The following is a 26,728-nucleotide window of genomic DNA, read 5'->3' as shown; positions in this document are numbered from 1 at the left end:
GAGTTGCTTTATGGTTCCAGCACGAAACATCCTGGTTCCGACGAACTATTCCGAATCGGCCGGCGCTGCTTTGGAATATGCCAAGCAGGTCGCGGCGGAATCCGGTGCCACGCTCCACATCTTGCACGCCGTGGAAGACTTCACGAGCGACTCGCCGATGCTCACCGCAGTCGATCTCGACGGCATTCGCGAGCAAGTCGAAGGGGCATCGCTGGATCGCTTGAAGGGGCTGTTAAGCGCCGAAGATCGGAACCGATTGCATGTCGAATATCAAGTCGTGCGCGAAAGCGCCTACGAAGCGATCATGGAATATGCGCGCAGCCGCAAGATTGATTTGATCGTGCTCGGAAATTCGAGCCGGAGCGCTTTCGCGCAGTTCATCATGGGGAGCATCGCCGAGTCGATCGTGCGGAACGCTCCCTGCCCGGTGCTGACCGTGAAGGTCGACGATCTCATCGCGGCATAATGCCGAAGACGTTTCGCGCAGACTATGCGAGATGCTCGTAGTCGAGCGGAGCCGTTTGGATTTCGTTCCAATATCGGTCGACCCAGGTGATCGCCTCTTCCAGGCCTTGGCGTAGTTCGATGCGCGGTCGCCAAGCGAAGCGCGATCGCGCGAGCGACGAATCGATCACATAAGCGGCATCCTGGCCCGGCCGCTCGTCGACGGCTTGCGTCACCTCGGCGAAGTTCTTATCGAGCAGGAAGACTAGCTCTCGCACGAGGTCGCAGACGGCGATTCCTTCGTCGGGCGAGAGATGATAGATCTCGCCGAGCTCGCCGTGCTGCATGATCGCAAGCTCGCCGCGCGAAACGTCGCGCACGTGGATATACGACTTCACGGCCCGCCCTCCCCCATGAAGCGAAATCTTCTTGTCGAGCTTCATCGAGATGATCGAGCGGAGAACGATCTTGAACAACTGCTGCCGCGCGCCGTAAACGTTCGTCGCACGCACCGTCGTCACCGGGAATCCGTATTGCTTGCGATAAACGGCGAGCAGCATATCGGCCGCGGCTTTCGACGCCGCGTACGGAGTGCTCGGGTTCAGCGGCGCTTGTTCCGTGACGTTGCCGCGGCAAGTGCCGTACACCTCGGGCGACGAAATATGAACGTATTTGTCGAGATACGTTTGCCGGCGAAGATGGTTGACGAGTTCGGCGAGCGCGACGGTGTTCGTCTGAAACCAATGCTCCGGCCGTTCCCAACTCGGCGCGACTTCGCTTTGGGCCGCGAAGTTGACGATGTAGCGGGGCCGTTCTCGGTCGAGCAGCGTCAGCAATTCCGGCATGTCGCGATTCATGTCGAGCGCGAAGAAGCGAAATCGTGCGACCGCGGCGTGCGAACGATACTTGAGCTTCCACGCCGCCGGCTCCGGCCTGCGACTCACCCCGATGACGTCGTATTCCGGATCATCCAGCAGGAGATCGACAAAGTCTTGGCCGGAGAATGAATTCGACCCGAGAACGACGACTGTTTTCATGACGTGCTGCCGATGGAAGACGAGCGAAAAACGTGTGGATCGTGATCCGTAGCGAGCCGGTCGAGCATCTGCGTGGCGAGTGTGAGTTGCGTGCCGAGCCGGTCGTCGGCGACCGGTATGCCTGAGGTGAACGAGCGTCGCGCTGAGCCCGACGACAAGAACTCGTTTAGCACGATACAGCACCATTTGATCCGATACGCCGGAAACAGCAATTCGGCCCGCGCGAGAAACGCTTCCGGGTCGAGCTGCTGTGCGGCCAATCGCGCGGCGAACGAGGTTGCAAAGCGGAGCGGCACGGGCACTTCGACTTGGCAAAAGAAATCGCACAGCAACTTCGCCGGGTCGTCCCAACCGGCGTATTCGAAATCGAAGAATCGGAGCGAGCCGTCAGCCGTTTGTAGCGCGTTGTGAAACCCGAAGTCGGACGGCGATAAACAGTGGTCGGCGTCGGTAAGCGGCGCGGAATGGATCTCAGGCCGTTGTCGAACGGTCTCGCAGATGCCTCGATCGATTTGTTCCCACGCCGGGAGAAGCCGATCGAGCACGAACTTTTGCAATGCGTCGTGCTCCGGTGCCACGCGCTGCAAGGCACGAACGCGATTGTCGATGCAAAGGCGATGCTCTTCGACGCTGAAGCAGGCCTCGGAAGCCGTGGGCAGAGCGCGTGCTTCCGGAGTGTTGCGGTGGGCTTGAAGCTGAACGACGAACTCGATCGCTTGCGATACGTGGCGCTCGGCGATTTCGGCCGGCGTGAGTTTCTTGCCGTCGATGAATTCATAGAGCCCGAGCCGTGCGTCGTCGTCGTGCGCAAGCGGCTTCGGGGCTTTGTCGATTCCGAAGCGTCGACAATACCCGACGAATCGATATTCCGCTCCGAGCCGGTCGCGCGCGTCTTCGCGGTGGCGAAAGTACCATTTAACCAAGCAGCGCCGTCCGTCGGAGGTTGTCAGCAGATAGGCTCGATTGTTGCGCCCGCCGGCGATACGGGTGAGCGAATAGCCGGCGTTCGGTATTTCGGCCCCTAGCAATAGCCTTGCCACGGCATCGGGCAAGGGCTCGGGTGCCAGTTCAAGCGATGGGGCATATTCGTCGATCAAAAGCCCGACTGCATCGCGCCATGAGTGAATCGTCGTACGATGCGGAACGGCTGAAAATGCTCGTTGCGGATCGAACAAAATCTTTCGCACGTTTGCCGGAAAGTCGGGCTCAGCGAGAAACTCCGGCAGGTCGTCGATGAAGTGCGTGCAGCCTACCGTCGCAATTCTCGCGAGCTTGTCGACTTTGGTCGGCTCGAGAAATACGTGCGCCTCGGTGAGGCCGATCGCGGTGTCGAAGAAGCCTTGGCGCTTTAAGAACTCTAATGCGCTCGCATGCAGATTGTGTTTCGGCCCACGAAGTGCGTGTCGAGTCTTGTGGCTGACGACGATCGTTGCGATGCCGCGACGATGGGCTTCACGGAAGAAATCGAGAACGCCAGGAAACAATTCGGCCCGCTGAATCTCGGGCCCATACGCGAGCCCTTGCAGTTCGGTCCAGTCGTCTTCGCGCCCGACGGAGCGAAGGTAATCGCGTACGCTCGTCTTCGCTGCCGGCAAGTCGGCCGGGATCCACGCGCGCTCCAGCGCGAGCGCATGGAACAGGCGATCGTAGCAGACGAGCGTGTTGTCAAAATCGATTCCGATCAGCATGGCGACCACTAAGCCACGGCCATATTCAACAACGGGCGCACGACCGTTCCCCGTTCCAAGTCTTCGAGCGCGCGGTTGACGTCCGTCAGCGCGTATTCATGCTCCATCAACGGCGCAAGCGACAAGCGACCGTCGCCGACCATTTCGCAATAGCGAGGAAAGTCGCGATCGGGCACGTTGTCGCCTCCCCAGGTGCCAAGCAATCGCTTTCCCAAGTTGAACTGCTTCGGATCGATTTCGAGTTTGCGCCCGTGCGGTGCGTTGCCGACGAGCACCGCCGTGCCGCCCCGATTGCGCACGGCCGCCAAAGCCTGCGACATGACGTCGGGCACACCGCTCGCTTCGATCGCGTAGTCGAACCCTTGCGGCGCGATCTTCTTCAGCGCCGCGGCGATGTCGACGTCGTCGCCGAGTTCGCGCGGGTTGATCCGTTGCGTGGCCCCCATCCGTTCGGCGGCCTGCAACCGATCGGCGCTCGGGTCGACTGCCACGATCGGACCAAGCCCGGCGATGCGGGCGGCGGCGACGGCGCACAGCCCGATGCCGCCGGTGCCGAAGACGACGACGCTTGCGCCGCGCTCCGCAGCGGCGGTATTGAACACCGCGCCGAGGCCGGTCGGCGCGGCGCAGCCTAGTAGCGCCGCTTCGCGTAGCGGAAACGCAGCATCGATAGGAGTCAATCGATTCTCCGCGACGACGGTGTAGGTGGCAAAGGTCGTCACTCCGCCGGCGTTGACGGTTCGGTCGCCCCAGCGATAAGTGGTGCCGGGCACATCGATGCCGGAGCCCTTCATCCAAGAGAGGATGACGCGATTACCGACACGGACTTTCGTCACGGCGGGGCCCACTTCAACGACGGTTCCGCCGGCCTCATGGCCGAGGCAATGGGGAAGATAGGCGTTCGGTCCGCGCAGGCCGCGCGCTTCACCGAGTTGCGTGGCGCAGACGCCGCTGAATGCGACTTGCACCAGCACTTGCCCCGGCGCGAGCAAAGGAACTTCAAGATCGGCGAGTTCCAGCGGTCGGCCGAGTTCGACCAACACGGCGGCAAGCGTTTTCATAGATAGATGGTGCTCTCGAATGCCGCGACGTCTTGCTTGGGCGAGCCTCAGTCTACGAAGATGCTTTGAGTTCCGCCACGACGCGCGCCGCGATGCTTTCGGCATCGAGCCCGAAATGGCGGCGAGCGTATTCTTCGTCGGCCGCGACATGCAGGAATTCGTCGCGTGTGCCGAAGCGGAGAAGACGCGCTCGTCGCGGCGGTCGATCCGCAATCCATTCCGCAACGGCGCCGCCGAAACCTCCGACGAGGCTGTGTTCTTCGATCGTCGCTACGAGAGGGAACTCGGCGAAGAGGGACGCGAGCAGTTCTTCGTCGAGCGGCTTGACAGTGTGAAAGCTAAAGATCGAGGCCTCGATGTTTTGCTCGGCCAATCGCTTGCCGACTTCGACGACGGTCGGCAGCAGCGTTCCGGTGACGAGCAGCGCAACGTGCCGGCCGGTCCGCACCGGGATCGCTTTTCCGATTTCCAAATCCGGCCGCGTCGCATGCACGATCGGCTCCCCCTTCTTGCCCAATCGCAGATAAACGGGGCCCGATCGACGCACGGCTGCCGCCAACGCGCCGCGCACTTCCAGCGGATCGCCTGGACAAACCACGGCCATGTTCGGCAGCGAACGGAGCATGGCGATGTCTTCGCAAGCGTGATGCGTAGCCCCGAGCTCTGCATAGCCGAGCCCGGCACCGACGCCGACGATCGTGACCGGGAGGTCGTGGTAGCAAACGTCGACTCGAATTTGCTCCAAACAACGGACTGTGGCGAAAGATGCGATCGTGTAACAGATCGGGCGCAAGCCGGAGAGCGCCATGCCGGCTCCCATGCCGATCATGTTTTGCTCCGCGACTCCGCAGTTGAAGAACCGCTCCGGAAATCGGGCTTTGAATTTGTCGAACAGTCGGTTGCCGATGTCGCCCGAAAGGAAGACGATCCGATCGTCTCGTTCGGCGAGTGTCAACAGTTCGTCGGCAAAGGCGTTTCTCACGAGGGACGCACCTCGGGCAAGCGGCTGTCCGATGTCAATTCGCGAAGATCAAGCCCAAGCTCTTGCCATGCCCGTTCGGTTTCGCCGGCGGTCGGCACGCGATAATGCCAGTTGTTGTCGTCTTCCATGAACGACACTCCCTTGCCCTTGATCGTATGGCAAACTAGCGCCGTCGGTTTGCCGAGCGTTTGAGGATGTGCCGTGAGCTGCGTGCGCAGGGCTGCGAAGTCGTGGCCGTCGACTTCCGTCGCCGACCAGCCGAACGCTTCGAACTTCTTCGCCAAGGGAGCGAGCGCCATCACTTCGTTCGAGCGGCCGGTCGCTTGCCATTTGTTGTAGTCGACGAGCACGGTGAGGTTGTCTATGCCTTGCCCGGCCGCGAACATCGCCGCTTCCCACACCGAACCCTCGTTGCATTCTCCGTCACTCATAATGACCACGACTCGAAAGCCGAGCTGTTGAATCCGAGACGCGAGCGCCATGCCGACGCCGAGCGAAAGCCCGTGGCCGAGCGATCCGGTCGCCGCTTCGATGCCGGGCAAGCAGCGCGGCGCAGGCTGTTCGGGAAGCCGACCGCCAGGAGTGCCGAACGTCTGCAACAGTTCTTCGTCGAAGAAGCCGACTTCCGCCGCGACCGCGTAGAGCGCCGAGGCTGCGTGCCCTTTGCTGAGAATCAGCCGATCGCGCTCCGGAGCATCCGGCCGACGAGGATCGACTCGCACTCCCCACGCATACGCGGCGAGCAACAGATCGACGCACGACAACGACGAGCCGAGATGCGCCGCGCCGCTGCGATGCGACATTTGCACGACTTGGCCCCGGACCTTTCGGGCCGCAGCAGCAATCTCGCGCAACCGTTCGCCTGGGTCGGGCATGTTCATCGCAGACTCAGCGCCTGCATCGTTTTGATGTTGTAATACTTCGGGTCGTGCATCGGATTCGGAACCTTACCGGCACGAAACGCGGCGACTAAGTCGGCGGCGGCCTCGGCGATCGAATGCTTCGGCACGAACCCGATGTCGCGACGAATCTTTTCGGACGAGATGCGGTAGCTCCGCTGATCGTCGGTCGGTTCGTGTGCGATCGCGACTAGCTCATGCCCCGGCTCGCGCACGACGACCTCGCGCACATGCGCCGCGATATCGTTGATCGTTTGGTTTTCGTAGCCGGCGTTCCACGTTCGGCCGGCCACCAACTCGGCATCGAGCGTGAGCAGGCGAACGTAGAGATCGGTAACGTCGTCGATATGGATGTTCGGGCGATATTGATTGCCGCCGAAGACCCGAATGCGGCCGTTGGAGTAGGCGTGGTTGGTGAGAATGTTAACGCTGAGATCGAGCCGAAGTCGCGGAGAGTAGCCGCACACGGTCGCGGGCCGGAGCGTGACGGTCGTAAAGTCGGGCGCTTGATACTCCGCGAGAATCGCTTCGCAAGCTGCCTTGAAGCGCGAGTAGTCGGTCAGCGGTTCGAGCGCGAGCTCTTCCGTGACGTTCGCTTCTTGCTTAACTCCGTAGACGCTCGAACTCGACGCGTAGATGAAACGCCGCACACCGGCCGCGCGCGACAGCTCGACCAGCGGCCGAAAACTATCGTAGTTGATGCTCTTGCCGAGGGCCGGGTCGAGCTCGAAGCTCGGATCGTTTGAGATGCACGCTAGATGGATGACCGCGTCGGAGCCGGCGAGCGTGCGACGGAGCAAGGCTTGATCGCGCAGGTCGCCGCGGATGAGTTCGAGCGATGCCTGGCGCGCGACCGTCGGGAAGACGTCTTCACCGTATAAGAATAGATCGAGGCAGCGCACGTGGTAGCCCGCCGCGAGCAGCTTCGGAATCAGAACCGCGCCGACATACCCCCCTCCGCCGGTAACGTAAACGGTGCGAATAAGGGGAGAGCGGTTCATGTCCGAGCGGCGTGCGTGTACTACGGCGATGTATTGGGCGAATGAGTGGGGATTGTAACACAGTTGCCCGCGGCCGGCGGGGCGGCTCGGTTTCAAATCGGCCAGCTCCTTGATCTTGGCACGGAATTTGAAGTATCTTCGCGTCGCCCGTGCCGGGCGGGTCGTCCGGCATTAGGGCTGGAAAATCCAGCACTACATCAAAAGAGCCATCCCATGTTTCTACGCACGTTATTCGCGCTTGCCGTCGTCGCTGTTTCGCTGTCCGCACAACCGGCATCGGCGGTTTATTCGGCTTCGCAGCGCGCCGCAATTCGAGCCACCCCGATCACTCAGCGACCGTATCGCCCCGGCCACATCTACGGCAACACGGTGCGAGCCGTGAATCGAGTTCGAGCCTGGTAGTTCGCAGAGGAAGAAGTTTCTCAGCGTATTTTCTCACGCCGGCGGCGAGCGAGCGACGATTTCGTCGATTGCGGAATCCTCGACGATCGCGAAACTTCCTCCCTCCGAACGGACCGGACCATGAGCTTCACCGCCAAGATCGAAGGCAACGAACTCATCATTCGCCTCACGCTCCACGACAAGCCGGAACGCTCGGCCAGCGGCAAGACGATGGTCGTCGCGTCGACGCGCGGCAACAAGGAAACCGAATGCGTCGTGAACGGCAAGAAAGTCGTCGTCGGCGTGAACGCTTATATCGAGAAGTAGAAGTGACTGCGATTCCGTCGGGCCGCCATCCAGGTGGCTTCGCTGAAAAACATCTAGGTAATCTCAGCAAACGACTATCTCGGCCGAGCCAATCGTGCTCGAACTAAGTCGGGCAAGTATTTCACGGGGACCGAGCCGTGATCCAAGACCGCTTCGTGATAACGACCGAGCTCGAATTTCTCGCCTAGTTCACGTTGAATCTGCTGACGCAAGCGATACAGCGCGGTGCGGCCGACGAAATAGGTGCTCAATTGAACCGAGCTTTGTTTGGCTCGAATGATCTTCAACCGCGCTTCTCCTTCGGATTGATAAGCGTCGTCCATCAAGAATCGCAACGCATCTTCGTCGGTCAGTGTGGTGCAATGCATCTTGTAGTCGAGCACGGCATTCGCCACGGCTCGGAGATAAAACTTCAGTTGATTCAATCGGAGCGCTAGATCTCCGTCGCCGTAACCTTGGTCGAGCATCATTTGCTCGGTGTAGACCGCCCACCCCTCCATAAACACGCCCGACTGCAGCGTGCGACGAATCAACGACTTGCTCCGATTGGAATACTCGAGTTGCACGTAGTGGCCGGGATAGGCTTCGTGAATCGTCAACACCTGCAGCATCCGGCGATTGTATTCTTCGAGAAAGCTCCGAATGCGCGCGGCGCTCCAATCGGCCGGCGGTGGGCTCACCGCATAGGTGCTCGAACCCTGCGGATCGAGCGGGAGCGCCGGCTCTAGATAGGCCGCCGCGTTGCCGCGCCGGAATTCGGGCATTTCCAAAATGAGACAACGATCGGGCTCGGGAAGACGAAGAATATCGTGTTCGCGAATAAACTCTTTGATGCGACCGGCGGTAGCCCGAGCATCGGCGATCAGCATTTCAGGCGGACCATGATCCTGACCGACCGCGCGAATGACTGCGGCGATGGCATGGGAACGGCCCGCGGCATCATCGGGCGGCATCGGCGTCTGCGCAAAACGACTACTCCACAGTTGCCGTGCGATGACGTACATCTCGCGCTGCACGCGCGCAAGCTCCACCTCGGCGTCGGCGAGAACCTCGTCCGACGACATTCCGGCGTCGAGCACCAACTCGATCTTGCGCGAGAACTTTTCTTTGCCGAGCCGCCATTCTCCATTCGCTTTAGGACGTAAATCGACTTCCAAGAACTGCTGATGCCGGCGAAGCGCTTCGACCACCGTACCGGCCGTTTCCTTCAAAGCGGCCAGTTGCGGCGTGTCGCCGACGAGGTCGAAGATCTCTTTCTCATAGAAGCGAATCGCTCCCCGATTTTGCAGCACGGCGGTCTCCAACACCGAGCGGGGCGGAACGGTAAGCGTTTCCTTCGCCGTGGCGACGATGCGCGGGATCTGCTTCATGCGCGCGATCGCGTTCGAGATGTTCGTTTCCTTGGGCAACGTCGATTGCGTCAGCAACGAATAGACGCCGTCGCTGATATACGCCCCATACGTGCGCGGATCTTCCTCGAATGGGCGGGTGTTCTCGGCCAGCCATATCGTGCGGATGAGGTCGTCGCGAAAGATGCCGTAGCTCACCTTGCCGTCGGGCGACAAACCTTCGTAGGAAACCTCTTTCGCCAACGCATCCAATCCTCGTCGGGCCTGAGCGGTCCAGCCTGCGCGCGCCTGCGGCGAAAGATCGTCGAGCAAGGCATCGAATCGATGGTCGCCCAGCAACGTCGCCTCGAGCGGTCGCAGGCGAAAGGTCTCTTCTAGTTAGGCTCTATAAAACGCCTCTAGCTTATCTTCGGCCCTATCTTCGGCGACTTGCGCTTGCGAGGCCCCGATCGTTGCGAGAAATACCGAAGCGGCGATGAAGATCGTGCGAATCATGGTCGTGCGTCGACTAAGAAGGTGAAGAAAACGGGCGTGGGATGTTGGCTTCGTAAGGCCGCGGCGATTATAGTCGGGGGCGAGGCCGGCGGCATCTAGCCGACGAGAGTTGCCGCGACGACATTGACTCAAACCGATGGAAAAAGATTTCCCTTAGGAACAACAGACCGATGAATCGTCTTAAGACTTGGTTGCTACTTTCGATCTTCATCGCCCAGGCCATCGTTGTTCAGGCCTTAGTTGCGAGTGCGGCGAACGAGCCGAAGGGCCCCAGCTATTACCTCATCGGCAACTCGCTGACCTGGGACACCGTGCCCGGGAATCTCAGCGGCGATGTGCAGTGGCATGTCGATTGCGGAGTGAGCCTGCCGTTCGTATTTGCGAATCCCGGCAAGCCTTGCGTGAAGACTTCCACGCTCTGGCCTGCGGCGCTGGCCGAGAAGCAATACGACGTGATCTCGGTGCAGCCTCACTACGGCTCGACGTTGGCGCAAGATGTCGAAACGATTTCCGCTTGGATGAAATTGCAACCCAAGGCCGTGTTCGTCGTCCATTCCGGTTGGGCTATGTATTTGCAGCGCGCCGACGAGTTTGCGAGCTACTCGGTACCGGTGCAGATGGTGCATAGCCCGGCTTATCTTCGCGAGTTGATCGCCGAATTGAAACGCTTGCATCCGGGCCGCGAGATCCGACAAACGTTGGCGCAAAATCTCTTGGCGATCATCGCCGAAGACATCGCCGCGAAACGGGCTCCGCTCGAAAAGCTCGAAGTCCTCTATCGCGACGACATTCACCTCACGCACGATGCCGGCAAGTATCTCATGCACAATGCCATGCGGCACGCGCTCGGGCAACCGCCGTCGGTCGTGGGGTTCGAAAAGATCGATCCTCAAGTCAAGCAATATCTCGATGGCGTTCTCGCGCAGCTAAACACGACGGCAAAGGACCAAGCCTTGCTGTCGCAGATCCTCTCGCTCGATGCGTCGGAAGGCCGGCCCGCATTGATCGCGAGATTGTCCGACAAGAACCTGCAAAGCAAGCTCACGGCCCTTCTGCCGACGATCGAACAAGCTTGCGAAATGCGGCGCAGCACGCTGGCCCTCGAGGCCGACGTCGCGAAAGTCGGCGGCAAACTCCACTGCACCCCCACCGGGCCGCAATGGCTTTACCTAGCGACCGGCGATACGGGCATGAGCATCTTCGATGTGCCGGCCGCGATCGATCTCTACAACGGTAACAACCCGCTCAAAGGCAAGGGGGGCCGCAACGTACAAGCAACCGATGCGTGGCTCAGCCGGCTTGTCGGTCTTCCCACGTTGCGCAAGCTCGACTTAGCGAATTGCGAGGTCCACGGAGACGGCTTGCGCCATGTCGGCACTCTCACCGCGCTGCGAGAACTGAACCTGACGCTCACCCCGATCGCCGACGAGAGCCTCAAGCATCTCGGCGGACTCACCGAGTTGCGCACTTTGGGACTCGCTTCCACAAAATGCACCGGCACCGGCTTCGCCCACTTTAAGGGCCTAACGAAGTTGGAGAACGTCAACTTGCACTTCACGCCGGTAAACGATGCCGGGCTGCAAGCGATTTCGCAGCTTCCCATTTCCGGCCGGCTCTGGTTCGCCCACACCCATTTTACGGATGCGGGCTCCGCGAGCCTTGCCGCTCTGACTCAGCTGAAACGTTGCGGCATCGGCAGCATGGAGAAAGCCAGTTCCGGCGAAGCGGTGGCCGCGCTCGCGAAGCTTCCGTTGGAAGACCTTTCGCTGCTCGACAACCAAGCGACCCCGGCCGGTCTCGTCCACGCGGCGAAGATCGCCACGCTGCGACGCCTCGACATCTCGCATGCTCCGACCGTGGGGGACGACTCGCTCAACCAGTTGGCCGAGATGCCGCAGTTGGAAGAACTGAAGATCGGCAGCGCGCAATTAACCGACGAAGGCTTGCAAACCCTAGCGGCTGCGAAGAAGCTCAAGAAACTTTCCCTCAGCGGCATGAAGAAGATCACGCCCGAGGGAGTCGAGCGTTTGCGCAAGGCCCGCCCCGACTTAACGATTGAAGCGAAATAAGAGCCGCGTCGCTTCGCCTGCGCGGCGGCGTCTCCGAAGCAACGATCAACCCGCGAGCGCCTGCGAAGGAATCGACCATGCGGTTGAAGGGTCGCCTGCTCATCCTCGGCCTGCTGCTGCCTTGCGCCGCGCTTGCGGCAGCGGCCGACGAGCCCGACTTCGAGCGCGATATCGCCCCGCTGCTGGTGCAACATTGCATCGACTGCCATCAAATCAACAAGCGCAGCGGCGGCTTAGACCTAACGACGATTGAAGGGCAGCTGCGCGGCGGCGACTCGGGCGCTGCCGTCGTGCGCGGAAAGCCTGCCGAGAGCTTGCTGATCGAGCGCATTGCCGCGGGCGAAATGCCGCCGACGGAGGCCAAAGACGCACGACGCCTGACAGCCCCCGAAGCCGAACGGTTGCGGAGTTGGATCGCCTCCGGCGCTCGCTGGCCCAAAGATCGCGATTTGGGAGTCCATGAGAAAACGGTCGACCTCGATCAAGCGCGCGACTTTTGGTCGTTCCGAAAAGTTGTACGTCTCCCCTTGCCCGTCGGTCCCGCCACGGCTCGCACGGCGAATCCGATCGATGCGTTTATCTCGGCGAGGCTATCTGCCGTAGGGCTCGCGCTATCCGAACGAGCCCCGCTATCCGATCAACTGCGGCGCGCCTCGCTCGATGTGCGTGGCCTCCCGCCGACCATCGAAGAGCAGCACCGCTTTCTCGCCGACTCCGCGCCGGAAGCCTATGAGCGACTCATCGACCGCATGCTGGCCGACAGCGCGTATGGAGAACGCTGGGCTCGCCACTGGCTCGACTTGGTGCGCTACGCCGACTCCAACGGCTACGAGCGCGATGCCCCCAAGCCGAGCGTCTATCAGTATCGCGACTACGTGATTCGCTCGCTGAACGCCGACAAGCCGTACGACCGGTTCGTCGTCGAACAGCTTGCCGGCGACGAACTTCCCGAGGTCACGTTCGAGACGCTGGCGGCAACCGGCTTTCACGCCTTAGGAACTTGGCAAGACGAGGTCGATCCGCTCGAAGCCCCGCAGTATCGGGCCGATGAGTTGGACGACATGATTCGCACCGTATCGCAAACGTTTTTGGGAATCACGCTCGGTTGTGCCCGCTGCCATCAACACAAGTTCGACCCGTTTACGATGGTCGATTATTACAGTCTCGCGGCGATTCTCGCGCCGCTCCGTCGCCCGAGCCAAGGGCGCAACGATCGCGATTTACCGGTCGGAACGGCCGAACAGATCGAGGCGCAGAAGGACCGCGACCGAGCCGATGCCGAATTGGAAAAACGGATCCGAGCGTTGCTCGAAGAACAAAAGAAAAAACCGTCGAGCGATTCGGATGCCCCCTTGGCGGAGTTGCGCGATCAACAACGTTTGCTGCGTGTGAAGCAGCCCGACCTGCCACGCGTGTATCGGCTCTTCGAAGATTCGGCCGTAGCTCCGGCGACGTATCTGCTCAAGTCGGGCCGAGCGTCCAATCCCGGGCCCGTGATGCAGCCGCGCGTTCCGGCCGTGCTGGCGAATGCGCAGCCGGTGTTCCCTGCCGGAGGGACTCGAAGCACGCTGCGCCGGCTCACGCTTGCCAAGTGGCTCGCCGATCCCGATCACCCGCTCACCGCTCGCGTGATGGTCAACCGAGTTTGGCAACATCACTTCGGCGTCGGGTTAGTCGCTACGTCGAGCGACTTCGGCCACATGGGTGCTCGCCCGACGCATCCGGAGTTGCTGGATTGGCTCGCGCACTGGTTCACGCACGACGCCGGCTGGTCGTTGAAGAAACTGCATCGACTCATCCTCACGAGCGACACCTATCGGCAAAGCTCGCAACGCAAAGCAACCTCGGTCGAAATCGATCCCGAGAATAAGCGGCTGTGGCGGTATCCCTATCGCAGGCTCGATGCGGAAGCCATTCGCGATAGCGCGCTGGCGGTGTCGGGCGAATTGAATCGCAAGCCCTTCGGGCCCGCGGTCTATCTCCCGCTGCCCGAAGCAGTGATCGAAGCTCATACCGACAAACAGTCGGCCTGGCAAAAGTCGCCCCCTGAGGAAGTGAAACGCCGCACGATTTACACCTTCGTCAAGCGAACGTTGATGGTGCCGATGTTGGAAACGTTCGATTTCTGCGACACGACGCAAAGCAGCGAGCGTCGGTCGATCACCAACGTGGCGACGCAAGCCTTAACGCTCTACAACGGCACGTTCGTGAACGAGCAAGCCGAGTATTTCGCCCGACGATTGGAACGCGAGGCGGGTGCCGACACCGCAGCCCGAATCGATTGGCCTATCGCTTGGCGCTGGTTCGCTCGCCGAGCGAGCCGGAACTGAATACGATCCGTGAGTTTTTAGACCGAACCACGGCGCAGCTTCGGCAAGAAGCGCCGTTTTCGCAAACGAAGAGCTCGGAAGCAGAGGCTGCACATCGAGCGTTGGTACAGTTATGCCGGGCGGTGTTGAATCTCAATGAGTTCGTTTACCCCAATTGAGTCGAGCGAGAGTTCTTCCACGTGACCACGCAACCTCGGCGATTCCTCGACAACCCCACTCCCTGCCGTCGGTCGCGGCGCGACTTCCTGTGGGAGATGGGAGGCGGCTTTGCATCGCTCGCGCTGGTCGACCTCTTAGGGCGCGATGGCTTTTTCTCGCCGCCGGTTCGCGCCGGCGAGACCGATCTTCGCACGTCGCCGCAGCCGCATTTCACGACCAAGGCGAAACACTGCGTTTTCCTGTTCATGAACGGAGCGCCGAGTCAGGTCGATACGTTCGATCCTAAGCCTGCGCTCGATAAGCATCACGGCAAGCCGTACCACGGCAAAGTGAAGGTCGGCTCGAACAGCCGGCCGGTCGGCTACTTGATGCGCAGCCCGTTTCGTTTTCGGCCGCATGGTGCGAGCGGCCTGGAGATCAGCGAATTGTTTCCGCACACCGCGCGACACGCCGACGAGCTCTGCGTGCTCCGAGCGATGCATACCGACACGGCCGCGCACTCCTCCGGTTGCTTGCAGTTGAACACCGGCAGCCCGCTCACCGGCCGGCCGAGCTTGGGCTCGTGGTTGAACTACGGCCTCGGCTCGCTCAACGACAACTTGCCGAGCTACGTCGTCATGACCGATCCGCGCGGCGGCCCGATCGGCGGCGCGCCGAATTGGGGAGCCGGCTACATGCCGGCGCGTCATCAGGGAACGCTGTTTCGCAGCGGAAAGTCGCCCCTGTTGGATCTGGATAATCCGGCAGGCGTTTCGCCGCGCATGCAGCGCGGCACGTTGGACTTGATTCAATCGCTCAACGAGCGGCATGCCGCAGCACGAAGCGAAGAAAACGAACTGGCGGCGCGCATCGGCGCTTACGAGCTCGCCTATCGGATGCAAACTACGGCGGCCGAAGTGGTCGATGTCGAAAAGGAAGATGCCGCGACCCGCGCAATGTACGGCCTCGACGATCCGATCACCGCCGACTTCGGCCGCAAGTGTCTGATCACGCGCCGCCTAATTGAGAAAGGGGTGCGCTTCGTGCAACTCTACTCGGGGGGCGGGCATATCGAATCGACCTGGGACGGCCACAGCGACTGCATCACGAACCACAAGACGCATGCCGCCGAGACCGATCGCCCGATCGCCGCGATGATCACCGATTTGAAACGAACCGGCTTGTGGGACGAAACGCTGCTCGTCTGGGGAGGCGAATTCGGCCGCACGCCGACGAGCGAAGGAATCGACAAGCCCGGCCGCGATCACAACTGGCTCGGGTTCTCGATGTGGCTCGCGGGAGCGGGCGTGAAAGGTGGGCAAGCCGTCGGGGCGACCGATGAACTAGGCTTCGAAGGGGTCGAAGATCGCTGCCACGTGTCCGATCTGCATGCCACGATTTTGCACTTGATGGGCTTCGACCATCACCGGCTCACCTATTTCAACAACGGCTTAGATCAGCGCCTTACCGGCGTTCAAGAACATCGGATCATGAAGCAGGTCTGTCGCTGAGCTACTTCGCACTGAGTCGACTTGCGTTCGTCTCGCCCTGTCGACGCCGTTATTCCCGCCCTTGGAATTGTTCTTCTTGCGGCAGGGCAATCACTTTCCAAGTGGCGGGATAGAAGCGCACGATGCGGTGCGGGCGGTAGCCTTCTAAGAGCATGTCGCACTTCACCCGAATGCGCACGCCGCCGCTGCCGGGCTCGATCGGGACCTTGCGAATGTCGAGGATGTTCCCCCCTTTGCGGTCATTCACCGGATCGTACGTCATCAGGCTTTCGCGCGCCACGGCGATCGTTCCCTTCGGTTCCAGCGGCTTGTCTTCGGGCTTCGAGAGGGGCCAGCCGAACGGCTCGGGATTGATGTGCGTCAGTTCGTCGAACAGCTTCGGATCGACTCCGCCGAAGAACGTGATCGTGACGATCTGCTTTTCGTCGTCGACCTCGTCGATCCAGCCGGCAAGACCGCGTTCGCGCGTGTGGTTGCGGTGTCGTTCCAATTGCTGCGCCGTGGCGAGCCGCCGGCTCGGCTCGTCGAGCATGATGTCTACGATCCGACCCGGCCCGTAGAGCGTCCCCCAGGTGAGGTTGAACAATGCCGATTGTCCCGGCTTGATGGATTCGAGGTTGCCGAAACCGTTGCCATGGAGCACGCGCGTGCTCGTCAGCAGATCGAACGTGCGCGGCTTCTCGGCCGGCGCGCCGTTGCGCTGGAGCACGGCAACGAGTTTCTTCGTCGACAGATCGACCGACTCGATTTTCCAAAGTTCGTTTTGCTTCGCGTGATGCGAGAAGTCGTCTTCCAATAGGAAGCAACGGCGAAAGTCGACCTCGGGAGTCTTGCGATTGTAGTTGGCCGAAGGAGAGGCGGTCTTGTCGTCGGGAGCGCGCATGTAGAACTGCCCATGCAAGTGCGTACCGAGCGGAATGTCTTGCAAGGCGGCGGGCGCGCCGTGGTAGTAGATCGCGCCGTACGGAAGCATCGCCGCGTCGACCGGCAGGTCCCATACGCCCCGATCTTGGCTGTCGTTCCGATCGACCCGCAGATGAAACCGGCGTTCGAGATGGTCGACGAAAATCAGTTCGCCGGTGATGGCGTGCGCCGAGCCGGCGGGCGGGAATCGCCCCTCGACGACTTGATACCACTCCAGCGCGGTCTGGTCTTTGGGGTGGACCTTCTTCGGCTGGTTCGGACCGACGGGGCCATCGGCATCGATGCGATACTTCGGCCGCTCTTCGGCTTGTGCTAAAGCGGCGCAGAGCGCGAAACAGAAACCGGCGACGAAAGATAAACGAGCGAGAGGCGTCATAGGTAGTCCATCAGCCGCCGAGCGCAGGCCCGCGGGTTCCGAGTTCTTATTCTTACGCGACGATTTCCGACAGGGGGCGAACGCTGTCTTGAAACTTGTCCGTCGGGAAGTCGACGCGCTGCAGCATGGTGAGAAACAGGTTGCTGAGCCGCGCATCGCCGTCGACCGGACGGGAGCAGACGCGATAGTGGGCGTTGGCATCGGCGACGTCGTATTTGCCGATCTTCGGCAAGTTGAAGTCGAGATGGGTGCCGTGCTTGTAGCCCAACGCGCGGCCGCCGGCGAGCAACGTCGGCAGGTTGGCGTTGCCGTGGCTGTGTCCGTAGGCCATGCCGCTTCCCCACAGCACTTGCGTAGTGTCGAGCAGCGAACGGCCGTCTTCTTCCTTATGCGCCTTGAGCTGATCGAGAAAGTAGCTGAGTTGTTCGACGAGAAACGTGTCGGTCTGCGTGAGACGACGCAGCTGCTCGGGATCGCCGTTGTGATGCGACAAGCCGTGCCGAGTCTGCGAGATGCCGATGTCGGGAATGGAACCGCCATTGGATTCGCTGCAAATCATGCAGCTGATGACGCGCGTGGAATCCGTTTGCAGCGCCATGACCATGAGATCATAAAACAGGCGGTGGTATTCCGTCACGGCGCGCAGATCGAGCTTGCGGTTCAAGCGCGCCGCATCGCCCCCTTCGAGCTTCGGCTTCGGAATGTTCAGCCAGGAGTCGGCACGCTGCGTGCGCACTTCGACCTGACGCACGGCCGTGAGGTATTCGTCCAACTTGTTGCGGTCTTTGCTGCCGAGCTTGCCCGTCACTCGTTTGGCGTCGTCGGCGACGAGATCGAGAATGCTGCCGCGGCGCGTGAGCCGGCGGCGAATCGACTCATTGCTCTCGCGCTCGACGCCGAAGAGCATATTGAAAATCGCTTGAGTATTCCGCTCGGCCGGAATCTGAATGCCGTCGCGCGACCACGCGAGCGAGTGCCCTTCGATCGCCATCTCGAGCGAGGCGTATCGGGTCGTCTGCCCTTGTACCTCGGCCATGAGCTGATCGACCGACACGGTGTTGCGAAACGCGCCGCCGTCGCCCGGCACATCGGCTCCGGTGAGCCACACCTTGTCGCAATTGTGATGCTTGCCGAGAACCAGCGGGTGGTGCAAGCCGGAGATCGGCGTCACGTCGGCTCGATGGCGCTCGAGCGATTCCAGAGGCAAGCTGAAACGGAAGTCGGTGCCTGCCTTTTCGATCTGCCAAGTGAGCGTGTTCACGCCATTGGGAATGTAAAGAAACACGCTCCGCTTCGGCTTCGACGACGCCGCCGGCTCGGCAGCGGCCATGCAGTCGAGCAGCGGCAAAGCCATCGTCACGCCCAGGCCGCGCAACATCTGACGTCGATTCATGCGCCAGCGCCGGAGGTTGATGTTGCTCATCGTGCTTGATCCTGAGGTAAAGAAGCGGTGATCTTGTTTAGCGTTTCACGAATAAATCCGAAACAACCAACGCCTCGATAATGTCTCGCAGGCGATAATCCTTCGCGCGGCCGGCGGCGGCGATCGCCGCCAACTCGTCACGATCGTCGAACGACATTGAGCGGCGAAGACCGTACGTGGCGAGTTTCTCGACGAACGCGGCGTTGAACGTGTCGATATCGGCCGACAGCAATTGCTTGAACTCTTCGGGCGTCGCGTAACTACGTCCGTCCGGGAATTTGCCGGAGGCATCGACCTTGGGATTGTCGCCTGTACCTTCGACGACTTCTTCCGTGCGCCAGCGACCGATCGCGTCGTAATTCTCGAAGGCGAGCCCGAGAGGGTCGATCTTGCTATGGCACGAAGCGCAGCGCGCATCGTGGATGTGCGCTTCCAGCTTCATGCGCAACGTCGCTTTCGGCGCGTCGATCGGATTCGGGGCGATCGGGTCGACATTCGCCGGCGGCGGCGGAGGGGTCTTGCCGAAGATCGCTTCCGAAACCCATTTGCCGCGATGGACGGGTCGATGCCGTGTGCCGTCGGAAGTGAGCGACAAGATCGCCGCTTGCGTGAGGAGCCCGCCGCGCCGACTCTCGGCCGGCAGCGCGATGCGCTGAAAGTCGTCTCCCACGACGGTTCCGGCCGGCAGACCGTAGAACTGCGCGAGACGGCCGTTCAACATGCTCCAGTCGGAGTTGAGAAACTCGCGGAGCGTGAGACCGCTTTGAAGTACTTGCCGGAAAAACGCCGTCGTTTCTCCGACCATGCTCTTTTCCAAGTGCTTGTCGTACTCGGGATAAATTTTCTTGTCGGGCGGGAACTGCCCTACTTTGCGGAGGTGCAGCCATTGGGTAGCGAACGAATCGGCGAACCGCTGGGCGCGAGGGTCGGCCAGCATCCGCGCGACTTGCTTCGCCCGCTCGGCCTTGTCGCGCAGCTTGCCTTGTTCGGCGAGCGCGAAGAGCTCGTCGTCCGGCATCGTGCTCCAGAGGAGATACGATAATCTTGAGGCGATCTCCCAGTCGTTCAACGTCGCGCGATCCGAGTCTTCGTCTCCTTCGGCCAGGAAAAGGAAGCTTTTCGAGCAGAGGATCGCGAGCATGCCGGCCTTCACGGCGTCGGGGAATTTTTCTTTCGCCGCGAGTTCAGCTTGCACGATGCCGACGTAACCGTCCAGTTCTTCCGACGTGACTGGCCGCCGGAACGCGCGCCGTGCCATCTTGCCGAGCCCTACGCGCACTTGCGAGAGGTTGCCTGCTTCGCGCGGAAAGTATTCGTCGCGACGTTTGCGTTCTTCCGCCGAAATGATCGGCCCGCGAAACGAGATGGAATCCAAAATAAGAAACGGGTACCGCGCACGACCTTGTTCGTCGGTCAGCTTCATCTGCCAAGGAATACGGCCGTCTTTCGTACTGACGAAAGGTCGCCGACCGTGGCGGCCCGAGCGCGGCGTGTTCGACGGCCCGGGAATTTCATTGATTACGAAAATGTTCGGCCGCCCCTGCGGCAGATGGGTGCGGAAGGTGACCGTGATCGGTTTATCTTCCGGCGCGACGACATCTTGCTCATGCAGCACGCGGTCGAGCTTGGTCTCGTAGACGAATAAGCGCGGCGCGCGCCCTTTCTCGGGCTTCAATCCGCTGAGGGTGTAGCTGATCTCATAGATGCCGGCTTCCGGCAGCGCCTCCGCAACGGAACCGCGAAAGACGTCGCCGGCCCACAACTCGTAGCGCACCTTGTCGAGCAGACCCAGGCCGCGCAGACGTTCGCGATGCGACTCATCGATTTCGTTTTCCGCGACGGCCCGCTTCGAGGCTTCGAGAAACTTCGGCTGCACGGCCGGATAGGCTTCGGCCAGCACCGTCTCGGCGGCGGAGAAATACTTTTCGACGTTCGACGGCGAGAGCGTTAGGACGGAGCCGATCCGCTCGAAGCCGTGCCATTCCGGATCTTCCAGAAAGCCCCCTGGATCGGTCGCATCGAAGTGGACGCCGATCAGGTCGCGCACCGTATTCACATACTCATCGCGCGTCAGCCGGTTGTAGGAAACACGACCGCGCGCCGCCATGCGCGCGGCTTCTCCTTCCTTGATCCGGCCGGCAAGCCATTCGACGATCCGGGCACTCTCTTCGGCCGTCGGGCGATTCTTCACGTCCTTCGGCGGCATCTCGCCGGAGCTGATCCGCTCCATGATCTCAAGCCACTGCGGAGTGTCTTCGTGCCCGACCTTCGGAGATAAGGTATCGATCCGAAAGTCGCTCTTCGTCGCGTCGGCACCGTGGCAATTCAGGCAGTGCGTCTTGAAATACGCCTGCACTTTCGGATCCAACGCGGCTGCCGGCGGTGCCTCGGCCGCCGCAACGACTCCTCCGAGCGCGAACAGTAATAGCAAAGCACGGACGGAGGAAACGACAGTCACGGCGTTCTCATAGTCGGGGCGCGGAGAGATAAGTCAGCTTCGACGAACGGATTGCTCGCCTGTCTAGCATAACATGCCGACCCTAAGATGACGACGAGCGGAAATCGATCGGCCGTCCGCTGCGACGAGTGCGCGCACATCGCAGGGATCGCCTACGCTGCGAACTTCTCAAGTTTCTCGCTAGACCAACTCTGCTACACGCTCGTCGCCACGCCGAGCTTATCGGCCAGGGCTTTAAGCTGGTTCCAGTTGCCGTCGTCGAGCGGCACGCCGTTCTTCGAGCGCTCGGCGAACGTCCGGCGTTCCGGATCGCCGGGCAAGAGAATCTCCGGCACCCCATCCATGCGGGGGCAGCTTCGGACGAACGCGTTCAACTGCGTGACTTCCGCCGCGAAGTGCTCCGCTCCTCCGAGCGCCGCCGGATTGATAACCTGCATGAACACGCAGTTGCCGTTTTGGTTGATCGGCTTCTCGCGGATCGTGACGCCGCCGGAAAGAGCGCCGGAGAAAATCTCGATCATCATCGCGAGGCCGAAGCCTTTATAGGCTTGGTTGCCTCCCATCGGCAAAATCGTGCCCGGCGGGGTGCCGTAGAGCGTGTTGGGATCGTTCGTCGGCTTGCCGTCGCTATCGAGCAGCCAACCGTCGGGCACTTGTTGGCCGGCGATCTTCTTCACGCGTACTTTTCCTTCCGCCGTGGCGCTGGTGCCGAAGTCGAGAATGAGCGTGCCGTCCTTCGAGGGCACGCCGATGCCGAGCGGGTTGGTTCCCAAGCGAGGGGCCGTACCGCCGACGGGGGCGACGCGCCGCGCGACGCCGTGCGTGTTCACCATCAGCATCGACACCATGCCGGCCGCCGCGGCTTGCTCGCAGTATTCACCGAGCCGGCCGATGTGGCCGCAACGAATCAACGTACCGACGCCGACGCCGGTCTGCTGCGCTTTGGCGATGAGCAAGTCCATCAACCGGCGGGCCTGCGTTTGGCCGAAGCCCCAGTTGCCGTCCGCCGAGACGAGTGAATCGCTCTCGCGAATGATGTGGAGTTCGACGCCCGGCACGACTTCTTTTTTCGCCACGCAATCGATGTAGTACGGCAGACGCATGACGCCGTGCGAATCGTGGCCGCAGAGGTTCGCTTCGACCAAACTCTTCGCGACGAGGTCGGCTTCCGTACCGCCGACCCCTCCGGCTGCGAGCATCTTCTGCGACATTTCGGTCAACGCGGCGGCGGAAAGAACGGGCATGGCTGATATCCGGAGTTCGGTCTGTTAAACGAAAGCTGTTAAACGAAAGATAGCGCACGGTGAACGAGCGATTTTCCGCAACCGATCGCCAAATTGCAATGGGTCGCGCAGCGCGGAATTCCGCGACTTCAGCCGTCGAACGTCACGCCGAGCTGCCGCACCGCCTCATAGATGACGATCGCGGCGCTGTTCGACAGGTTCAAACTACGCACCGCCGAACGGATCGGGATCTTCAGCGCACGGTCTCGGTTCTCTTCGAGCAGCGACGGCGGCAACCCCTTGGTTTCGCAACCGAAGACGAGCACATCGTCGCGCGCGTAAGCGACGTCGCTGTAAGTCCGCGTCGAGGTCTTCGTGAAATAATAGAATTGCCGGACGGGCAGGCGCTCGCAGAGCTGAGCCCAATCGTCGACCACTTCCCACTCCAAACGCTCCCAATAGTCGAGGCCCGCGCGGCGTAAATAGTAGTCGTCGACCCGAAAGCCGAGCGGACGAACGAGCCAGAGCTTCGCGCCGACGGCCACGCACGTGCGCCCGACGCTTCCCGTATTGTGCGGGATCTCGGGCTGAAAGAGGACGACGTGGAATAGCGGTTCGTAGTTCACGTCGAGCAGAATACGCGGCGCAGCAAACCGCGGTCAAGAGGCGCCGATCTCCAGACGCGGAACTAGCCCGACGCCAAGCCGGCGATTCGGAGCGCGGCTTCGTATTCCTCGGGCGTGTTCATCGTGCGCAGGCCGGCGAGCGAGGGATCGAGCACGCGGAGCTCCGCTTCGTCGACGATGCGCGTACGGATTTCCTCGAACAAGCCCGCGGCCCGCAACTTTCTCGCGGCGACGAGTCGCTCGACGTGCGGCAGTACGGCCTCGATCCGATAAGCCGCAGCGAGCGGGTGCAAAAAGCCGCCGCAACGAGGAACCGCGGCAGCCAACGAAGGTTCCTCGTCGAGAGCCGCGCAGATGCGACGAATCAGCTCCGGCTTTAAGAGGGGGACATCGCAACTGACGGCGTACGCACAAGCGGACGCGCCGGCAACTCCCGCACGACCCCGCAGTGCCGCGAGGCCGACGCGCAATCCTTCGAGCGGGCCACAATCTTCTTGCTCGTCGACGACGACGGCAATTTCGCCGACTAGCGGCGGCAACGCCTGGCCGCGGGCCGCGACGACGACGATCGGCCCCGCGATCGCTTCGCCGACGATCCGCACGATGCGCGGCAAAATCAACTCGGAGCCGAACGGCAGCCACGCCTTCGCGGTTCCCATCCGGCTACTCTTTCCGCCGCAGACGATAATCGCTCCCCATTGCGTCGGCATGCGTGGCTCGCCCTGTCGGTCCTACTTGAGAATTTCCAACAGATTGCTGCGCTCGTCGGTCCAAGGCTCGATCGTGTCGAAAGCGTCGAGCGAGTTCGCGCCCTCGCGCGACCAGCGTTGCCACAGCGGGCTCGTCGTGCGGCGCGTCATCAAGACCCACCGAGACGCTTGTTGAAGCGTGTCGGGATCGTCGCGGCTGTAGATCAACGTCCCTTCTAAGCCGAAGCGCTTCGCCGCCGCCGCGACGACCGGCGCGAGATTCAAATACTTGTTGGAAATATGAATCGCGAGGATGCCGTCTTCGTTCAAATGCCGCAGATAAATCTCGAAGGCTTGCGTCGTGAGCAGATGCACGGGAATGGCATCGCTCGAAAACGCATCGAGGATCAAGAAGTCGTAGTCTTGCGGCGGCTCGTTTTCGAGGGTCAGCCGCGCGTCGCCGAGCAAGACGTCGGATTTCCCTTCGCAATCTTTGAGATAGGTGAAATACTCTTTCGCGAAATCGACTACGATCGGATTGATCTCGTAGAAGTGGAAGATGTCGTTGCTCCGGCTGTAGGTGGCGAGCGTGCCCGCCCCTAAGCCGACGACTCCGATCCGGTGCGGCTTCGGCAACTCACGGGCCCGAAACAACGCGCGGCCGATGCCGCTATCCGAGCCGTAGTACGTGGTCGCCATGCGACGAACCTTGTCGCCGATGGCGGGGCTTTTGAAGAGCTGACTCCCGTGGCGCGTCGACCCGCTCCGCATCACGGCCCATTTCAACTCGTCGCTGTTCTTCTCATCGTAGACGCCGCTGACTTGCACGACGCCGTAGAAGTTGCGAGCCGAAGCGAGCACATACGTTTCGCTGCGTTCTATATGGTTGCGCGCAACGAGCAGCAACCCGGCGACGATCGCGGCGACGAACAACCCTTTCGCCCAGAGCCGATGGAGATACCCGGCCTTCGTCCAATTGTCGGCCAGCAAGATCGCGGCGAATAGAAACAGCCCGGGGGAGGCGAGAATCCATTCCCAATAGAGCGTGTAGATCAGCGGCGCGATAATGCTTACGAACAGCCCGCCGAGCGCGCCGCCGACGGCGATCACAAGATAGTAAAACGTCAGTCGTTGCGGGCGCGGCTTACGGGCAGCAAGCTCGCCGTGGCAAAGCATACAGCCCACGAACAACATCGCCAGGTTCAAGACTGCGACCGGCAAGAACCGAGGGCGCATGAAATCGTAACGTGCGTCTTCGAGAATCGGCAAGCAAGCAAGCGGCACCAAGATCATCGTGAGAACGGCGAGCCACGAACGGACGTACCAGCGAGGCCGATCGAAACAAATGATGAAGGTCGTGAGGTAAACGACGAGCGGTGCGATCCAGAGCATCGGAAACGAAGAAACATCTTGGCAGAGATGATTCGTCGTTCCGAGCAGCAGAACCGAGCCTCCCATCGACAGCGCGAGCCATTGGAGCGATTCGCGCAGAGGCGACTTGGCGGCCGCCGGTTCTGCGACCGCCTCGACGCGCGACTTCTTATTGCCGGCCAGTCGCTTCACGGGTTCGTCGATCTGCGGCGTGGCGATCAGGGGAACGTCGGCAAAGCCTCGTACGCGCCAAGCGCAGAACCCGGCCAGCAACGCAAACACGCCGAAGCCGATGCTCCACAATCGCGATTGCACGGGGAGATCGAGCGTCGGCTGGACTAGCAGCGGATAGGTGAGCAGACCTAGCAGCGAGCCGAGATTCGAGAGCGCATACAACCGATACGGCGACCGGCCGGCGAAGGCTCGCGAAAACCACTCTTGGGTCGCCGGCCCTGTCGTCGAGAGCAAGAAGTATGGCCCCCCGACGCAAGCGAACAGCAAGAGCAACACGCCGGCGGTCGGGTCCGTGTCGGGAGTCGGTTTCCAACGGGCATCGGGCAAGATCGGCAACGCAGCCAGCGAGAGCGCCGCACAAGCGATAAACAATACACTCCGCCAACTCGGCGGCAAGAAACGCGTCGTGAGATATACGAAGCCGTAGCCGACGACGAGCATCGCTTGAAAGAACAACATCGACGTCGTCCAGACCGTCGGAGTGCCGCCGAACCACGGCAGGATCACGTTGCCGATCAGCGGCTGCACTTGAAAGAGCAAGAACGCGCCGAGAAACGTCATCGTCGCCACGGCCCGAGCGAACCAGCGCGAAGGTTCGGCGATCGTTGCGGGCTCCGGCGGATTCGGCTCGGCAACGAGAGAATGCATAACGGAGAGATGCACACGAGGGATTATGACGAACGACGCTGACTGATTCGATGATAATCGATCGCCGACGGTTTCGCACGGGCCAAGGGGACCGATCGTCGCTCCCGACTAGGACATGCGCCGACCGCGGACTATAATCGAACGAACTTCGATTCGTGCGACGTCGCGCGAGACGATCACTTCGCTATCTTATCGCTTCTTCTCTTTGTTCGGCCCATGCTCACGCTCACCTACCGCGGCACGACATCGGTGCCGGTCGAACTCGAAGGGATCGTGCCGGATAAGTTGCAGGCACTCTCGCCTTCTTCGATCGAGCGGCTCCCGATCTTCCACGGCAACCAAAGCGTGGCGCTCGGCGAACTGTTTCGCGTCGCCGGAGACGCGAGCGACGAGCAAGTTGCGTTGCACGGCGAGTTGGCCGGGGTGCATTGGATCGGTGCGAAGATGCAAAGCGGAACGCTGCGTATCGAGGGCAACGCCGGCAGGCATGTCGGCAGCGAGCTTCACGGCGGCGCGATCCATGTTGCGGGCAACGTGGCAGACTGGCTCGGCGCGGAAATGAAGTCGGGTCTGATCCATGTTCGCGGCTCCGCCGGCGATCAGGCCGGCGCCGCGTATCGAGGAAGCGCGCGAGGAATGACCGGCGGCACGCTCTTGATCGAAAAGAACTCCGGAAGCGAAGCCGGCTATCTGATGCGGCGGGGCTTGATCGCGGTCGGAGGCGACACCGGCGACTTCCCCGCCTGGAACATGATCGCCGGCACGATGCTCGTCTTCGGAACGACCGGCATGCGCGCCGCCGCGGGAATGCGTCGTGGCACACTCGCCATATTCGGCCGGCCGCCGCAATTGCTCCCGACGTTTCGCGCCGCGGGCCGATGCAACCCGACTTTCTTACGGCTTTACTTCGCAGAGCTACGCGCCCGTGGCTTCAGCGTCGACGAACGACTGGCAACCACGGAGCTACGCATGCACTCCGGCGATGCGTTGACCGTCGGCAAAGGGGAAGTCCTGACGCGCGCGAGCTGACGCTCGATGTGCGAT

The 26,728-nt window shown here is 61.5% G+C and carries 21 protein-coding genes; 7 read left to right on the top strand and 14 right to left on the bottom strand.

The window, feature by feature from the left end:
- The first annotated feature begins 10 nt into the window (after positions 1–10).
- Entirely contained in the window at positions 11–466 is a 456-nt protein-coding gene (locus tag K8U03_05450; protein MCE9604334.1) for a universal stress protein, read from the top strand.
- A 22-nt stretch (positions 467–488) separates the two neighbouring features.
- Here K8U03_05450 and K8U03_05445 read toward each other — a convergent pair whose 3' ends face one another.
- The 6 genes from K8U03_05445 to K8U03_05420 are packed head-to-tail and all read right to left on the bottom strand — an operon-like array spanning position 489 to position 7,112.
- Entirely contained in the window at positions 489–1,481 is a 993-nt protein-coding gene (locus tag K8U03_05445; protein ID MCE9604333.1) for a GDP-mannose 4,6-dehydratase, read from the bottom strand.
- Entirely contained in the window at positions 1,478–3,169 is a 1,692-nt protein-coding gene (locus K8U03_05440; GenBank protein ID MCE9604332.1) for a phosphotransferase, read from the bottom strand. The genes K8U03_05445 and K8U03_05440 overlap by 4 nt, the downstream gene beginning before the upstream one ends.
- Positions 3,170–3,177: 8 nt before the next feature.
- Positions 3,178–4,230 (bottom strand): zinc-binding dehydrogenase, encoded by a 1,053-nt coding sequence (locus K8U03_05435; GenBank protein MCE9604331.1) that lies wholly within the window; start codon positions 4,228–4,230, stop codon positions 3,178–3,180.
- Positions 4,231–4,282: 52 nt separating this feature from the next.
- A complete protein-coding gene (locus K8U03_05430; protein MCE9604330.1) occupies positions 4,283–5,212 on the bottom strand; it encodes a transketolase in 930 nt (309 codons plus the stop codon).
- Entirely contained in the window at positions 5,209–6,087 is an 879-nt protein-coding gene (locus tag K8U03_05425; protein MCE9604329.1) for a transketolase, read from the bottom strand. The genes K8U03_05430 and K8U03_05425 overlap by 4 nt, the downstream gene beginning before the upstream one ends.
- Before the next feature lie 2 nt (positions 6,088–6,089).
- The gene (locus tag K8U03_05420) at positions 6,090–7,112 is read right to left on the bottom strand and encodes an SDR family oxidoreductase (protein ID MCE9604328.1); all 1,023 of its coding nucleotides are present in this window, start codon (positions 7,110–7,112) and stop codon (positions 6,090–6,092) included.
- Between the two features lie 213 nt (positions 7,113–7,325).
- On the opposite strand from K8U03_05420, the gene K8U03_05415 reads away from it, so the two are divergent.
- Both K8U03_05415 and K8U03_05410 read left to right on the top strand, forming a co-directional pair.
- On the top strand, positions 7,326–7,514 hold the full coding sequence (locus tag K8U03_05415) for a hypothetical protein (GenBank protein MCE9604327.1): 189 nt from the start codon (positions 7,326–7,328) through the stop codon (positions 7,512–7,514).
- Between the two features lie 120 nt (positions 7,515–7,634).
- Complete coding sequence (locus tag K8U03_05410; GenBank protein ID MCE9604326.1) at positions 7,635–7,820, top strand: hypothetical protein; 186 nt, start codon at positions 7,635–7,637, stop codon at positions 7,818–7,820.
- 74 nt (positions 7,821–7,894) lie between these two features.
- Here the strand turns inward: K8U03_05410 and K8U03_05405 are convergent, their stop codons facing one another.
- On the bottom strand, positions 7,895–9,508 hold the full coding sequence (locus K8U03_05405; protein MCE9604325.1) for a DUF885 domain-containing protein: 1,614 nt from the start codon (positions 9,506–9,508) through the stop codon (positions 7,895–7,897).
- Between the two features lie 326 nt (positions 9,509–9,834).
- Here K8U03_05405 and K8U03_05400 point away from each other — a divergent pair, with 326 nt between their 5' ends.
- The 3 genes from K8U03_05400 to K8U03_05390 all read left to right on the top strand — a co-directional run bounded on the left by K8U03_05400 (position 9,835) and on the right by K8U03_05390 (position 15,712).
- On the top strand, positions 9,835–11,733 hold the full coding sequence (locus tag K8U03_05400) for a hypothetical protein (protein MCE9604324.1): 1,899 nt from the start codon (positions 9,835–9,837) through the stop codon (positions 11,731–11,733).
- 77 nt (positions 11,734–11,810) lie between these two features.
- On the top strand, positions 11,811–14,063 hold the full coding sequence (locus K8U03_05395) for a PSD1 and planctomycete cytochrome C domain-containing protein (GenBank protein MCE9604323.1): 2,253 nt from the start codon (positions 11,811–11,813) through the stop codon (positions 14,061–14,063).
- A gap of 254 nt (positions 14,064–14,317) precedes the next feature.
- Positions 14,318–15,712 (top strand): DUF1501 domain-containing protein, encoded by a 1,395-nt coding sequence (locus tag K8U03_05390; protein MCE9604322.1) that lies wholly within the window; start codon positions 14,318–14,320, stop codon positions 15,710–15,712.
- Between the two features lie 49 nt (positions 15,713–15,761).
- Here K8U03_05390 and K8U03_05385 read toward each other — a convergent pair whose 3' ends face one another.
- From K8U03_05385 to K8U03_05355, 7 genes are all read right to left on the bottom strand, one after another.
- Positions 15,762–17,012, bottom strand: a complete 1,251-nt coding sequence (locus K8U03_05385) for a hypothetical protein (GenBank protein ID MCE9604321.1) — start codon at positions 17,010–17,012, stop codon at positions 15,762–15,764.
- A gap of 52 nt (positions 17,013–17,064) precedes the next feature.
- Positions 17,065–18,435: a DUF1552 domain-containing protein gene (locus K8U03_05380; protein ID MCE9604320.1), complete on the bottom strand. Its 1,371-nt coding sequence runs from the start codon at positions 18,433–18,435 to the stop codon at positions 17,065–17,067.
- Between the two features lie 37 nt (positions 18,436–18,472).
- Positions 18,473–20,923: a DUF1592 domain-containing protein gene (locus K8U03_05375; protein MCE9604319.1), complete on the bottom strand. Its 2,451-nt coding sequence runs from the start codon at positions 20,921–20,923 to the stop codon at positions 18,473–18,475.
- Positions 20,924–21,087: 164 nt separating this feature from the next.
- Positions 21,088–22,137, bottom strand: a complete 1,050-nt coding sequence (locus tag K8U03_05370; protein MCE9604318.1) for an Ldh family oxidoreductase — start codon at positions 22,135–22,137, stop codon at positions 21,088–21,090.
- Between the two features lie 128 nt (positions 22,138–22,265).
- Positions 22,266–22,742, bottom strand: coding sequence for a tRNA (cytidine(34)-2'-O)-methyltransferase (locus tag K8U03_05365; protein ID MCE9604317.1), 477 nt, complete (start codon positions 22,740–22,742; stop codon positions 22,266–22,268).
- Positions 22,743–22,804: 62 nt separating this feature from the next.
- Complete coding sequence (locus K8U03_05360) at positions 22,805–23,452, bottom strand: molybdenum cofactor guanylyltransferase (GenBank protein ID MCE9604316.1); 648 nt, start codon at positions 23,450–23,452, stop codon at positions 22,805–22,807.
- A gap of 21 nt (positions 23,453–23,473) precedes the next feature.
- On the bottom strand, positions 23,474–25,684 hold the full coding sequence (locus K8U03_05355) for a fused MFS/spermidine synthase (GenBank protein ID MCE9604315.1): 2,211 nt from the start codon (positions 25,682–25,684) through the stop codon (positions 23,474–23,476).
- A gap of 216 nt (positions 25,685–25,900) precedes the next feature.
- Between K8U03_05355 and K8U03_05350 the strand changes: the two genes are divergently transcribed.
- Positions 25,901–26,713 (top strand): formylmethanofuran dehydrogenase subunit C, encoded by an 813-nt coding sequence (locus tag K8U03_05350; protein MCE9604314.1) that lies wholly within the window; start codon positions 25,901–25,903, stop codon positions 26,711–26,713.
- Positions 26,714–26,728 lie beyond the last annotated feature (15 nt).

This window comes from Planctomycetia bacterium (assembly GCA_021413845.1).
In the GTDB taxonomy this organism is placed as follows: Bacteria; Planctomycetota; Planctomycetia; order Pirellulales; family PNKZ01; genus PNKZ01.
Note: the sequence above shows the minus strand (reverse complement) of the source record. Positions and strands in the feature narration are given on the sequence as shown.